This window comes from Bacillus salitolerans, from assembly GCF_042680805.1.
Classification (GTDB): Bacteria; Bacillota; Bacilli; order Bacillales; family SA4; genus Bacillus_CJ; species Bacillus_CJ salitolerans.
The window spans coordinates 36,120-49,832 of the sequence record NZ_JBHUEM010000021.1; the positions used below are offsets into that span (position 1 = coordinate 36,120).

At 35.4% G+C, this 13,713-nt stretch carries 12 protein-coding genes; 10 read left to right on the forward strand and 2 right to left on the reverse strand.

From position 1 onward, the window contains the following. Positions 1–271: 271 nt before the first annotated feature. The 3 genes from ACFSCX_RS13840 (at position 272) to ACFSCX_RS13850 (ending at position 3,898) form a co-directional block, all read left to right on the forward strand. Positions 272–1,348: a DUF3231 family protein gene (locus ACFSCX_RS13840; RefSeq protein WP_377928843.1), complete on the forward strand. Its 1,077-nt coding sequence runs from the start codon at positions 272–274 to the stop codon at positions 1,346–1,348. Positions 1,349–2,475: 1,127 nt separating this feature from the next. After that, the gene (locus ACFSCX_RS13845) at positions 2,476–3,438 is read left to right on the forward strand and encodes an RNA polymerase sigma factor (protein WP_377928844.1); all 963 of its coding nucleotides are present in this window, start codon (positions 2,476–2,478) and stop codon (positions 3,436–3,438) included. Positions 3,439–3,523: 85 nt separating this feature from the next. After that, entirely contained in the window at positions 3,524–3,898 is a 375-nt protein-coding gene (locus ACFSCX_RS13850) for a VOC family protein (protein ID WP_377928845.1), read from the forward strand. A 231-nt stretch (positions 3,899–4,129) separates the two neighbouring features. On the opposite strand, the gene ACFSCX_RS13855 is transcribed toward ACFSCX_RS13850, so the two are convergent. Next, positions 4,130–4,525 carry a GtrA family protein gene (locus ACFSCX_RS13855; protein WP_377928846.1) on the reverse strand — a complete coding sequence of 132 codons (396 nt, stop codon included), beginning with the start codon at positions 4,523–4,525 and terminating at the stop codon, positions 4,130–4,132. Positions 4,526–4,725: 200 nt separating this feature from the next. Between ACFSCX_RS13855 and ACFSCX_RS13860 the strand changes: the two genes are divergently transcribed. From ACFSCX_RS13860 to ACFSCX_RS13880, 5 genes are all read left to right on the forward strand, one after another. Next, positions 4,726–5,460, forward strand: coding sequence for a hypothetical protein (locus ACFSCX_RS13860; RefSeq protein ID WP_377928847.1), 735 nt, complete (start codon positions 4,726–4,728; stop codon positions 5,458–5,460). Between the two features lie 472 nt (positions 5,461–5,932). Then, positions 5,933–6,484, forward strand: a complete 552-nt coding sequence (locus ACFSCX_RS13865) for a tyrosine-type recombinase/integrase (protein WP_377928848.1) — start codon at positions 5,933–5,935, stop codon at positions 6,482–6,484. Between the two features lie 97 nt (positions 6,485–6,581). Then, positions 6,582–7,481, forward strand: coding sequence for a YitT family protein (locus ACFSCX_RS13870; RefSeq protein ID WP_377928849.1), 900 nt, complete (start codon positions 6,582–6,584; stop codon positions 7,479–7,481). A gap of 314 nt (positions 7,482–7,795) precedes the next feature. Beyond that, complete coding sequence (locus ACFSCX_RS13875; protein WP_377928850.1) at positions 7,796–9,130, forward strand: phosphotransferase; 1,335 nt, start codon at positions 7,796–7,798, stop codon at positions 9,128–9,130. Between the two features lie 18 nt (positions 9,131–9,148). After that, on the forward strand, positions 9,149–10,063 hold the full coding sequence (locus ACFSCX_RS13880) for a GNAT family N-acetyltransferase (RefSeq protein ID WP_377928851.1): 915 nt from the start codon (positions 9,149–9,151) through the stop codon (positions 10,061–10,063). A 19-nt stretch (positions 10,064–10,082) separates the two neighbouring features. Here the strand turns inward: ACFSCX_RS13880 and ACFSCX_RS13885 are convergent, their stop codons facing one another. After that, positions 10,083–10,388: a hypothetical protein gene (locus ACFSCX_RS13885; protein ID WP_377928852.1), complete on the reverse strand. Its 306-nt coding sequence runs from the start codon at positions 10,386–10,388 to the stop codon at positions 10,083–10,085. Positions 10,389–10,496: 108 nt separating this feature from the next. On the opposite strand from ACFSCX_RS13885, the gene ACFSCX_RS13890 reads away from it, so the two are divergent. Together ACFSCX_RS13890 and ACFSCX_RS13895 are read left to right on the forward strand one after the other, a co-directional pair. Beyond that, on the forward strand, positions 10,497–11,348 hold the full coding sequence (locus ACFSCX_RS13890; RefSeq protein WP_377928853.1) for a dimethylarginine dimethylaminohydrolase family protein: 852 nt from the start codon (positions 10,497–10,499) through the stop codon (positions 11,346–11,348). Between the two features lie 118 nt (positions 11,349–11,466). After that, entirely contained in the window at positions 11,467–13,695 is a 2,229-nt protein-coding gene (locus ACFSCX_RS13895; RefSeq protein ID WP_377928854.1) for a sensor domain-containing protein, read from the forward strand. The last annotated feature ends 18 nt before the right edge of the window (positions 13,696–13,713 follow it).

Below are 13,713 nucleotides of genomic sequence, written 5' to 3' on the forward strand. Positions count from 1 at the left end.
TTGGACAAGGCTAATGTACTTCAATTTTTGAGAGCAAGACTTTAAGAACAGGAGTTGTCATTTCGGCAGCTCATTCTTATTCAGTTATAGTAGGTCAACAAGGATGTTAGGGTAAGAGGAATAATTAAATTAAATATACAACGATACAGAGAACCTAGAATGAAGTTGAGGTCCTTTTTTTAATGAACAACTACATCTTTTTAGTATGAAATCATAATTTGGAAGTATTCGTAAATACTAATCCCATATTTTTTATGGAGGTTGGCCATGAATGGATACAAATACATCGTCTCAGATAGACAAGGAATTAATTGAACAAGTAAAGGAACACCAGCAAAATAAAAAGTTAGCAGCATCAGAAATTGGTGATTTATTTGCTAATTATCTTGGAGATTCTTTGTTTTGTTGTGTATTTGAGCATCACCTTCAAGTTGTAGAAGATGATGAAGTTAGGGATTTTATTGTTTTTGCGTTGAATACTTCAAAGGAACATCTTAACATGATTAAAGATATTTATACAAAGGAGAATATCCCCATTCCAATTGGTTTTGGTGGACAGGATGTTAGAAAGGACACACCACGACTGTTCAGTGATATGTTTATGGTGTTTTATATCACAGAGATGTCTAGAGCAGGTTTAATGACATATGCGAATGCCCTCTCCGCTTCTTCAAGGCATGATATTGTTGATTACTTTGATATGTGTATTCAAGACACAATTAAAATTTATAAAAAAGGGCTATATTTGTTACTTTCAAAAGGAATGGATATTATCCCCCCTAGCATCCCTTATCCTAAGAAGGTTGATTTTGTTGAGAATCAATCCTTTATTTCTTTAATAGCTGGTAAGTCTAGACCTGTAACTGCATTAGAAATTAAGCATTTACAAATTAATATCAATACAAACACACTAGGAAAAGCCATGATGACTGCATTTAGCCAGGTTGCGTCTACTGATAAATTAAGAAAATATTTTCAAGAAGGAGCTTCATTAGCAGAAAGGCAAATTAAGCAATTGGGAGAAATACTTATGAATGAGAATCTCCCATCCCCTAAACTGATGGATACTCATATTACGGATTCAACAACTTCACCATTTTCAGATAAGTTATTGATGTATCATACAGTTTTATCTAACGCAATTGGGATACAAAACTATGGTACAGCAGTTTCTAAAATAATGAGACACGATATACATGCCCAGTTTGCGACGTTAACAGCAGGTATTATGAAATATGGGAATGAGGGCTTGAATATGATGATAAATCAGGGATGGTTAGAAGAACCACCTACTGCTGCTGATCGCCAAAAACTTTCTAACAATTCTATTGGAAGCAAACAGGAATGATGGGTTAATATTATGAATAAAAAGCCTAAAAAAAAACAGAGGCTTTATTATGGAGTATAGCATTACCTGAATTCGGTCAATTTCTAAACGGAAGGATAGTCAAAGGGATTTTGCTTCTTATATTAGAGTTTCTTATAAATGTTCAAAGCAAGTTTAATTTAGCCATATTGATGTCATTTAATGGAGAAATCAATAACGCCATTGAAGTTACCAATTATCAATGGCTTATGTTTTATCCTTGTTTATATATGTTTGCGTTGTGGGATGCTTCCCGTGAAGCAGCAGGGGAAACCACTAGTTTTTCTTCTCTCCCATTTGTATGCGGAGCTTTTTTTGTCACAGGAGGTTTATTGTATTCCACGAAACTTAAGTTGTTTGGTTTGCTATTGGGCCCCGTTTTCTTGCCTATGGTCTTTTTAGTTCCAGGATTATTGATAGGGTTTTAAATTTATTAGGCTTTTAATACTATCGAAACCCTTATAAGATACACATCACATTGAAAAGAAGCCAGCGATTGTTAAAAGGGTCAAGCTGGTTTTTTGGCTACTGGAGCAGATCAAGTAAAAACGGTCATTTGTTTTCAAGTACGTCATATTCTAAATCAACGATCTATATCGTTAGGAATCCAGACAAATTGCAGCATGTCAAAATTCCAGTTCACGCTGGTGTGTAATTTTTTGTTAGGTTAAGAGACCCAATCGGAAACTATCATGGACACCTAGCTACTATTATTTGTATATACCTAGATTAATGGTGATAGCTGGCAAAGAGACATTTTTCTGAGCTTTGTTCCTTAGGAGGAAACAAAGCTTTTATTTATGAATAAGAAATTATTAATTTTGATTGTATCTTATTACAATGTCCTTTAGTAATCCGGCTCCAGCACCCAGCCAAGATGTAATGGCGACGATCTTTCCATTTCACCCTAGTCGAGGTCAGATAGAGTGAAACTTCCATCAGTGATTTTGTCTGATGGTTAATTGAACCTTTGCTTGTCGTGGCTAAACGGGGCGCTTGTGCCTTTTGTTCTTAGGTGAGATTACAAGAAGGAATATAAATACCCACATAGAATTGTAAATGATTGTAAGTGCAAATATTTGTGACGTAAGCGGGAGGTATAAAAGAAAATGCCGATTGATAATTTAAATGGACTCAGTAACGATTTACGAAATATAGAAAGAGAATTCAAACATAAGATTGAGCCGTATCGTACTGATTTATGGAAGTATTGTTACAAGTTAACAAGATCCCCTTGGGATGCAGAAGATTTGGTTCAAGAAACGTTACTTAAGTCCTTATCTATGCTTGCAAAGCTATTCCAGCCAGTCAATACAAAAGCGTATTTATTTAAAATTGCTACAAACCTTTGGATTGATCAAGTAAGAAAACACCATAATGTAATGCTTTTTGATGAACATTTGTTTCAACAAATCGACACTGATGAGGATCTGCACTTGTATGAAAATATTGAGATATTGGTAAAGGAGTTAACTCCGATACAATATGTCGTGTTACTATTAGCTGACTCTTTTCAATATAAAGGAAAGGAAATAGCCGAAATCCTTGCAACGACCGAGGGTGCGGTCCATACAAACTTAAGTAGAGCGAGAGATTGTTTGAGGAAGTCGAAAAGTAATGAGACGAAAAAGCATTCATCAAGGAAAAGTATCAATCGAGAGGTTACCACTAATTCTGAAATTGATGTGCTTCTAAAAGGATTTAGGGAGAAGGATCCGGTATTGATTGCCTCGATCCTAGATGACAATGTTGTAACAGATATTACTCATTCAGGAGTTGAAATGGGTAAAAAGGAAACGTTAAAGAATTCCTTAAAGGATTGGACAGAAATTGTTCACACGCAGCACATTATCTATTCAGAATATGTAGAGCTGTGGGGAAGACCGGTTATATTGGAATTTGAAAGAAAACAAGATCAAAAACTCTATCTCAATAATATTCATTTTTTCGAAATAATAGATAGTAAAGTTACATATTGGAAGTTTTATTGCTTTTCGTGGGATATCATGCAACTTGTAGCTAGAGAATTAGAAGTAGGATTAAATGCGGAATATTTTTATCATATTTTTTAAAATGTATTGTAAGATTTTCACTCCTTATTTCGTTATATAGGATGAGATCAAACGCGTGATCTTAATAATAATGAGGAGTGTTATGATGAACAGCCCAATTCAAAATCAAATCAATACTATTTTTGTACACGTATCCAATTTAGAAAGGTCTGTAGACTGGTACTCTAAGCTACTAGGTCAGGAATATGATGTAAATGAAGTGTTTAGACCTGTTTATAATATAAGGATACATGGATCGACAGGGTTAACCTTAGATGCAGGTCCAGGGGGAGTAGATAAAACACAGTCTCCTAGTGAGCATCCTTTGCTCAATTTTCATACAGATAACATTCACAATTCCTATGAATATATAAAGAAATTAGGCTATGAAATAAAATCAGAAATCATAAGTTTTGATGACTTTTCATTTTTCACCATATGTGATCCTGATCAAAATGTCATAATGATATGTACTGGATAATGAATCATTTTAAGTGAAGTATAAACAGCCTTCATACTTATAGGAATAAAATAGAAGAGGAATCACAAAAAATGATTCCTCTTTTTTATCATTTCGACCTCTATTTATTATATCGTTTGCTAATTACAATTAAGCCCTAAAGATTTTAATTAACTGTATAGTTCGTAACTTGTTATTGTAAGCTGCTTAAGCAGAGTGTGCAACTGATTCTAAAGCCAATTTTTATGATTTTCACTTAGATTTATCACTAAACGTCCAGTAGTTATTCAGAAAAAAATTCACAAGCGGGATAACAATTACTGTCACAAGCTCTCCTATAAAGTAGTGTAAGGATAGTACAGAAATGATCAAATACATGATGCCAAAATTCATGAAAAAGCCGATGGTGGCCACGGTTATAAATTTTACAAACTGAGCATGAGAGTAAGACCCTCCAAATGTATACGATTTATTTAACACATAAGAGAAGATAGTCATTAGGACGAAGGAAATGCATGAGCCTAGCAAGGGCTTTATATTTAGCAGTTCAACAAAAATGAACATGGATAGAAAGTAGATAGAAGTACAGAGAATACCAACTAGACTGTACCTCATGAACTTGTTTACAAGACTATTACGGACCAACATAACATAATCCCCTTATAACCTTTACTTAATGTACCTCTTTTAATAACACTAATGAAACACTGGTGGTTAGTACTTTCATTTCCCCATAGTTTTCCAAGTTGAGTTCTTTTCCAAAATATCAAAGTTGTTTATAAAGGAAAACCACAACAAAATGTAGTATATCAACATCAAATGGAAGATACAATTGAGGGGTGGAAAAAATGCAACAAACAGCAATCGTCACAGTTACTCATGATCCAATTGGAAGGAATGTTGATTTATTTCATGAATTACAAGAATGGATTGGAGATACTTATTCCGAATTTTTTATTACGATAAGTGAAGAATCTTCTCCTACGTTAATACATGAAGTCCAAAAGAGTAAATTCAACACAAAGATTATCCCTAAACTAGGGGCGGCCCATGCAAGAAGAGAAGCTGTAAAATTTGGTCTAGGGGGAACGAGTTCACATTTCCATTACTGCGACTTTGATCGATTATTAACGTGGGCTCAGAACCATTTGAATGAATTAAAGAAAACTGTACAATTACTTCATCAGTTTGATTATTTGATTATTGGTAGAACAAAGCGAGCATTTGCTACACATCCGATTGAATGGATTGAAACAGAAAAGATAACGAATAAGATTTGCTCCTTAGAGCTAGGTAGAGAAGTAGATATTACGGCAGGCTCATGTTCTTTTTCTCGAGTAGCAGGGGAATATATCCAACAACATTCTAAAGAAAAAATGACAGATGTAGAATGGCCCATGATCGTACATAGGATAGCAAATTTAGAAGTTGGTTATCACGCGGTTGAAGGATTAGAATATCATGAGAAAATAAATAGTGTAAATACACAGGTAAATGATACAGAGGCTTGGTTAAGTCGTCTTAAGTTAAGTCTAATTATTAGTGAGACAGCTTATAATGTTGGGAAAAAGAGAATCTACTAAATTTGGTACATAAAGGGTCAATAATCAATAAGGAATGTTTATGGAAGTGGTGCGCCAACTACATATAATCACAAACAAAGCTCAAAAGTAATAATGTACAGCTGAAAGGTATGGAGAAGGCATGTCCTTCATACCTGATCCTGAATATATATTGACAGACTTATTCAAAATGATAATAAAGGGTACGGATGCTAGATACAGAAGGAAATGTAATGTTCAATGTCGTAAATGGCAACTGGGGACAGGACTTAACTGAGACCGAGAAAAAATATCCGCCGCAAGGAATATGAGAAATTAATGAACAAATAGTCTTGATTGTAGCTCTACTTAATTATAAGTAGGGCTCATTTTTATTTAAGAATCATATACTAATATAAAAAGTAGGAGACGACACTTTTCTACATCAGAATTTTTGATTAATGTTACAAAACTCTGATAAAATAAATGATAAGTAACATTACGGAGGAATAAGATGGAATATGTAGACCCTATTAAGGATATAAAAAAAATAAATGAGATAAAGAAGCTACTCCAAGCGCAATCTCAAAGAGATTATCTATTATTTGTTCTCGGAATAAATACAGGATTACGTATCACTGACTTATTAAAAATTAAAATAGAAGATATATGGGACGGTAAACATATTCAAGACTTCTACTACTCCGAAGAAAATGATTGCGATTACTTCTTAAATAGTAAAGTGAAAGTAGCAATAAAAGACTACTTATCACAATATCCACTCTCGAAGGAGAGCTTCCTCTTTAAGTCTAAAAAAAATAATCAGCCCATAACTCGGCAACAAGCATATAGAATTATTAATAATGCTGCTAGTCAAGTGGGAGTTACGGGGAGAATTGGACTACATACTCTACGAAAAACGTTCGGTTATCATGCGTATCGAAAAGGAATTTCGATATCTCTCCTTCAAAAAATCTTCAATCATTCCTCATCTTCTGAAACATTAAAGTATTTAGGAATCAATAAAAATGAAAAATTATCCATAAAAGTTGATGTGAATTTATAATGAATAGATTCGAAAAGAAAAGCATTGAAGTATGAAGCAAGATGACATGATAGTAAGTGACTTAATATATAAAATAAGTTTTTAAGGGGAGATAGTTATGAGTGAAGCCACAATGAATCAACAGCTCCAAAAAGAGCTACAACACTCGAAATTAAGTAAAGGGAAAATAATCAAGCGGACGTTTTTTATTCTGCTAGGTGCCATCCTAATGGCACTTGGGATTGAAGTCTTTCTAGTACCCAACAATATCATGGATGGTGGAATTGTTGGGATTTCCATTATTTTATACAATCTGACAGGAATAAAGCTTGGTGTATTTATCTTCTTATTAAATATTCCGTTCTTCTTTTTAGGTTATAAACAAATTGGAAAGACATTTGCCATTTCAACGGTATTTGGGATCGCGGTGCTATCAGTAGCCACAATTTATCTACACCATGTGGCAGCCTTTACACATGACATGCTTCTTGCGACAGTATTTGGTGGAATTGTATTAGGAGCAGGAGTGGGCTTGGTAATTAGATATGGTGGTGCCTTAGATGGTAGTGAGATCCTTGCTATCCTGTTAAATAAACAGCTCCCTTTTTCTGTTGGTGAATTTATCATGTTCTTTAATGTGTTTATTTTTGCATGGGGAGGCTTTGTACTTGGTTGGGACCGCGCCATGTACTCTGTCCTTGCTTATATGATTGCTTTTAAAACAATTGATATTGTGATTGATGGACTTGATGAGTCAAAGTCAGCATGGATTATTAGTGAGAAGCATCAAGAAATCGGCGAAGCTATTTTAGCCCGTTTGGGTCGTGGTGTCACGTACTTAAAAGGAGAGGGTGGCTACACAGGAGAGGATAAAAAGGTTGTTTTTTGTATTGTCACAAGACTTGAGGAAGCGAAGCTAAAATCTATCGTTGAAGAGCTTGATCCTGCCGCCTTTTTAGCGGTTGCGGATATCAATGAGGTTCGTGGTGGAAGATTTAAGAAGAAAGATATTCACTAAACTAAAATAGGAATTGACCAATTAACAAATATATCCTTATAATAAAATTAATTACGTAAAGGAGGACGTCTGTAGAAATGATAAACTAATCCCTAATTTTTGGAGTTTAATAATAACCAAAAACACTCTGTGATGGGTGATCGGGATAGCTATGTCTTTTTACAGATTACGAAAATTGATTAAACTCCTCTACAAAGGTTTATTTATGTATACTTTTATTTGAGGTATGTCTAATTACGTATACTGTCATTATATTCCCTTGTTCACTTATCGCAGAGACTATCTGCGATTTTTTTATTTTGGAGGAGAGTTATATGACGAGTAAAACAACAGTAATTATTTGGGCGGATACAGAAGTGAAACATGTATTAATGGTACAGGTTGAAAAAGGCTGGTCACTCCCAGAAGTGTCAGAAGGGCCTCATAACAGTACAAATTTACAAGCGTTACAAAAGGCTATTAAAGACCAGCTTGGCTATAAAGTGGCTTTAGGACGGCAGTTATTGAAAAATAGAGATGAACACCGAGGGTTAACAGCGTATGTGTATGAGGCACAGCTTCTTCAGGAAGATATTCAGCATGCAAGGTGGTTTAAGAAAGAGGACTTCACTGGTACGATTACGGATGATAAATATGTAAAAGTGTTAAATGCTTGGTTTGATGAAACAGAAATTCCCAATCTTCGTGCTCCATGGTTTCAAGGTCATTTCTATCAAAAAGCCGAAGCGTGGATAGATTCAGAAGTACGACAAGCGGGTCTCTCTATTTCAGGGGATATTCAGCAAATAAAAGCAACTGATTACTCATTAGTTATGCTAGTTCCAACGATAGGTGGAAATTTATATTTTAAAGCAACTGGAACAGCTGCTCGTTATGAGGCGTCTATAAGTCAGTATTTAGATAAAAAGTATCCAGGTAAATCAACGGCTATTTTAGCTGTAAATGAACGGACAGGTTGGTTCTTAATGAACGATATGGGCGGCTCTCCTTTACGAATTGTAAAAGATAAAGAGATTTGGCAGCAAGCCATTTTAGAATACGCTAAGTTTCAAATAGATGAGATTAAGAGCTCCCATAAGTTGATACAAATAGGCGTACCTGACAGAAGAATTTCGAAATTAAAAGATGATATTAACATGCATTTAGAAGGAATGTGTGATACAGGGCTATCCCCTGAACAAAAGGAAAAGGTGATGAAACTACAACCTGAACTACTTGAGATGTGTGATGAACTGGAAGCACTTTTACCTATTTATACACTTGATCACGGAGATTTACATTCTGCAAACATTCAGCTCGTAAATGAAAGCTATGTATTCCTCGACTGGGGAGATGCAGTCGTTACTCATCCGTTTTTTAGCACGAGAGTGTTCTGGAATTCAATTTTTGAGTTAGTTGAGACAGAATCTGAATGGATTGCAATGATTGATGAGTTTAGACCTATATACTTGGAACCTTGGACAGAGTTTGCCCCGATGGAAAAGCTTGAGAAAGCACTAAGAATGTCTGATCAATTAGGATGCATTCATCGAGCATTAAGCTGGTATTTACATTTGACTCCGACTGTAGAGGACAAGTCGGACTATAATAAACCATCTCAGTGGTTGCAAGCTCTATTAGAAGAGAGAGAGTTTGCTTCTGCGAAATAGGAGAAATGGGGAGAGAAGATGGAATTTTTTATTAAAGAAACAATAACAGATCAGGATTATATAGACTGTGCATTCGTAACGAATCAATTATCGCCGAAGGAGCCGATTAGCCCAGATGTACTGAAGGAAAGTAAAGCACACGATCCGAACTTTTCTCTATGGGTAGCGAGATTCAATCACGAGGTTGTAGGGAGTGCTGTTTGTGCTCCTTCTTCATCACCTGGGCAAGCATTTGCCATGCTGCGAGTCCTACCAAACTGGAGAGGAAAAGGAATAGGAGAACTACTTTATGAACAAGTCTCGAAACACGCTAGGTCTCTTAGTCTTTTTAGCTTACAAGGAAGGGTTAGAGAGAGTGAAGATCATACGATAGATTTTCTTACAAAAAGAGGCTTTAAAGAAGTAACAAGGGAAAGTAAGGTGATACTAAATCTACTTGCGGTAGAAGAAAAAATCCCCCTTCAAAAGGAGGGGATTGAAGTTGTAAGCTTGAATGGGAGAGAGGATTTATGGCAAGGAGCGTATGAAGTAGCTTTAGAATCCATACCAGATATCCCGATGCCTGAACCCCTCACTGTTCCTCCCTTTGACAAATGGGTAGAAACTCAGATCACATCGGGTGAAGTCCTATTAGAAGGTTCATTTGTGGCTAAAGTGGATGGAATGGTTATTGGGTACGCTGGTCTTTCGAAAATGACAGCGAGTCATGCGGAAAATCTGCTGACAGGAGTCAAGCGAAAGTGGCGCGGTCAAGGGATTGCCAAACTAATGAAAGAAACACAAATTCAGTGGGCAATGAAAAAAGGATTTACTAAAATGATTACCTTTATGGACCATTCCAATCAACCGATATTAAAATTAAATGAGCATCTTGGATACGAAGCAGAACCCTCTTCCATTGTTGTGAGAGGTCCCTTATCATCCAGTCTATAGGGTTATGTAAGCAGTTAAACTAGCCTCGGTGAGAATTTTCATCGGGGCTACGTTTAACTATTTCTCTAAACGTATTGATAAATAAGGAAGGATTTTGTTCGACCTCAAATGAATACACACCTCTATGAGTATGCAAATACAAAAGACCAAGATTATGAGTAAAGGATCGGAAGGATATGTCATGAACATCCTGTAAGGCAAACTCCTCAATATTAGTTTTTATTTTGTCTCTATATAGCTCAAGGACCATTTCTTCTCTTTTGATTACTTGTTTGTTTAACTGTATAGATCTGGTTGTTTTAATATAAGGCTGGGTCAGAATCATCTGCGTCTCCTTCCATGGTAGTTTTTTCTATTGTATCTATTTTTACAATTCATATCCAATCTGAAAAGGGAAAGAGTAGTAATAGTAACCTTTTCAGGGGGAAAATAAATGGAAACGAATTTATACCTCAAGCAAGTTTATTGTCGAAATGAGTATGACGTGATGAAACGGGTGGTCGTATGTAAACCTACGTTCTTATCACTTGGAAATCCACTGAGGGTAGTAAACAGAGGTTCAATCGAAACAACAATTGATCTAGACAAAGCAATGAGTCAACACGGTTTATTTATAAAAAAGCTTCAAGAATACGAAATTGAGGTTAACTATCTCGAGCCAAAAGCACCATATACAGAAGGTGTATTCACCCGTGATGTAGGTTTTGTATTAGGTGAGGAAATGTTCATCTCAAAGATGGCGCATCCACCAAGAGTAGGAGAGGAACAGGTTTTAATCGATTGGTTAAATCATGAAGGAATCCCTCATCAAGATTTAACAAAGGACCATATTGAAGGTGGTGATGTTCTCGTTGACGGAAGGTATATTTTTGTTGGTGTTAGTAATCGAACTAATTTAGTATCGGTACAGCATCTTCAAGCATTACTTCTAAATTTTGAGGTGAAGGCTCTTCCTTTTAGTGATAAGTTTTTACATCTTGATTGTATATTTAATATTGTTTCTCCGACCGAGGCATTGTTGTACCCAGGAGAACTTTCAAAGGAAGATGAGGCATTTATTACTTCTAAATATGAAATTATTGAACTGTCAAAGAGGGAACAAGCCACTCTCGGAACGAATATTTTATCTATAGGTCATAAAAGGATCATTAGTGAACCGATGAATGAAGAGGTAAACAGAAAACTCCGAAACCGTGGTTTTGAAGTCATTGAGGTCCCGTTTTCTGAGTTAATTAAAGCAGGTGGATCCTTTCGGTGTTGTAGTTTGCCATTAATTAGAAAATGAGGGGATATAATATATTATATTCATCTACAAATGGACTAATTCAATATTGTGACCCCTTCCTATTAGTGGTAAATTATTTTACAGAAAGCTAAAATTTGAAGTTTAGGAGAACCTATACATGCTATTTAGAAAAATTAACCATAGAAAGAAGTGGATGTTGCTAATTAGTGGTATTGTGATGTTTCTGGTCGTCAATGAAGTGCAACAGTTTTTCTTCTCTTCTAGTAATTTATCTTATAAGTTGACTCATTTATTATTTAGCTTATTCACCATTATCCTACTATTGGCACTGGTTAAATATACAAATAAAACAACAAAAGAACTAAGTGAGAGTAAGCAAAAACTACAAACGATATTTGATACGTTAGATGTAGCAATATGGTCTCATGATATTAAAGAGGATACATTATTAATCACACCAGGGATTCAAAAGCTATACGGACATTCAATGGAGGAATTTTATAATGATCATGAGCTATGGAGAAAAGTAATACCACCTGAGGACTTTCAAGTTTTAGCGGAAAGAGGAGAAGCTTTATTAGAAGGTCAATCTACAACCAGTATTTACCGAATTATTAGACCTGATGGGGAAGTAAGGTGGATACAAGATAGAGGAATTCCGACGTTAGACGAAAAGAAGAACCTGGTGGACTTCACCAGTGTTCTGTTTGATATAACTGATCGAAAAGAAAGTGATGACCGCTATAAGAGCTTAGTAGAAATGTCACCAGACATTATAACGGTCGTTCGAAACGAAAAAGTGGAGTACATGAACGAAGCTGGGAGTAGATTGTTTGGTGCGACATCTCCTTCAGATATTATCGGTAGATCGATTTTCGATTTTGCTTCCCCTCAAATTATTGAAGCTATTAGAAATCAGTTAATGGGTGCATCTGACAATAAATCGAAAAACCAATATGAAGTTCAGGCTGTCCGAATTGATGGTAAGAAGATGGAGCTGGAGATTTCTGCTAGGAATATAATGTATGGAGGAAGAAAGGCTATCCAAATTGTTGGAAGAGATATTTCAGAGCGGAAAAAGGCAGAAAAGACCATTCATCAGATGGCCTATTACGATGCCTTAACAGGACTTCCTAACCGAAATATGTTTAGGCTTCATTTAAATGGTCTAATCCGTTCGGAAAGTAATCAATCATTCGCTATTTTATTTTTAGATCTTGATCGATTTAAAGTGATTAATGATACGAAAGGTCATACAACTGGGGATTTAATTCTTAGAGAAGTAGCAAAGCGAATAGAGCAAACCCTTCGAAGTGATGGTGTTGTCTTCCGTCAAGGTGGAGATGAGTTTATCATTATTCTAGAGAATATGGATAAACCAAGAGTGTCAGAAGTTTCGCAACGAATGATCAATAGGTTTACAAAGCCAATTGTCATAGATGAGCAGGATTTCTATGTGACACCAAGTATTGGTATCAGTATGTATCCTGATAATGGGACAGATAAAGACACGCTTATCAAGCATGCTGACAGCGCTATGTATGTAGCGAAAGAAAAAGGAAAGAATAACTTTCAGTTTTATCATTCGAATTTAGATCATCATTCTGACAGAAAAATGGAGTTGGAAAATGCTTTAAGAAAAGCAATTGAACTTAATCAACTAATGTTATATTACCAGCCTCAAGTAGATTTACAGGCTAATAGAATGATAGGTTTAGAAGCACTTATCCGCTGGAAACATCCTGAGTTTGGAATGGTGTCACCGGGAGAGTTTATACCGATAGCTGAAGAAACAGGTCTAATTGTCCCCATTGGTAAATGGGTATTAAAAGAGGTGTGTAATCAGATTAACACATGGCATGATGAAGGGTTGAGCCAAATTCCTATCGCGATTAATATCTCAGTTAGGCAAATCCAGGATGATCATTTTATAGAAGATGTGATAGAAATTTTAGATTACTATAATATAGATAAAAGATACATAGAATTTGAACTTACAGAGAGTATTATGCAGGATATTGAAAAGTCCACGCTCATGTTAAAGCAACTAAAACAAATAGGGGTCAAGCTTGCCATTGATGATTTTGGAACAGGGTATTCTTCCTTAAGTTATTTGAAGCATCTTCCAATTGATAACATAAAAATAGATAAATCATTTATTGATGATATATTAGATGAGTCCAGTCAAGGATCCATTGTAAAAGCAATCATTGATATGAGCCAAAATTTAAACTTCACGGTCATTGCTGAAGGAATTGAAAAAGAAGAACAAATCGAATTTTTGCTAAAGAATGGCTGTTTTATTGGACAAGGCTATTACTTCTATAAACCTATGCCTTTAGAAGAGATACAATATATGTTAAAATCACCTACCATTAAATGGTAGGTGATGCTATATGTTAAA

Bases quoted from the DNA above. Each gene is read 5' to 3' on its own strand.
- ACFSCX_RS13840 (WP_377928843.1), top strand. From the start codon at position 272: ATGGATACAAATACATCGTCTCAGATAGACAAGGAATTAATTGAACAA.
- ACFSCX_RS13845 (WP_377928844.1), top strand. From the start codon at position 2,476: ATGCCGATTGATAATTTAAATGGACTCAGTAACGATTTACGAAATATA.
- ACFSCX_RS13850 (WP_377928845.1), top strand. From the start codon at position 3,524: ATGAACAGCCCAATTCAAAATCAAATCAATACTATTTTTGTACACGTA.
- ACFSCX_RS13855 (WP_377928846.1), bottom strand. From the start codon at position 4,525: ATGTTGGTCCGTAATAGTCTTGTAAACAAGTTCATGAGGTACAGTCTA.
- ACFSCX_RS13860 (WP_377928847.1), top strand. From the start codon at position 4,726: ATGCAACAAACAGCAATCGTCACAGTTACTCATGATCCAATTGGAAGG.
- ACFSCX_RS13865 (WP_377928848.1), top strand. From the start codon at position 5,933: ATGGAATATGTAGACCCTATTAAGGATATAAAAAAAATAAATGAGATA.
- ACFSCX_RS13870 (WP_377928849.1), top strand. From the start codon at position 6,582: ATGAGTGAAGCCACAATGAATCAACAGCTCCAAAAAGAGCTACAACAC.
- ACFSCX_RS13875 (WP_377928850.1), top strand. From the start codon at position 7,796: ATGACGAGTAAAACAACAGTAATTATTTGGGCGGATACAGAAGTGAAA.
- ACFSCX_RS13880 (WP_377928851.1), top strand. From the start codon at position 9,149: ATGGAATTTTTTATTAAAGAAACAATAACAGATCAGGATTATATAGAC.
- ACFSCX_RS13885 (WP_377928852.1), bottom strand. From the start codon at position 10,388: ATGATTCTGACCCAGCCTTATATTAAAACAACCAGATCTATACAGTTA.
- ACFSCX_RS13890 (WP_377928853.1), top strand. From the start codon at position 10,497: ATGGAAACGAATTTATACCTCAAGCAAGTTTATTGTCGAAATGAGTAT.
- ACFSCX_RS13895 (WP_377928854.1), top strand. From the start codon at position 11,467: ATGCTATTTAGAAAAATTAACCATAGAAAGAAGTGGATGTTGCTAATT.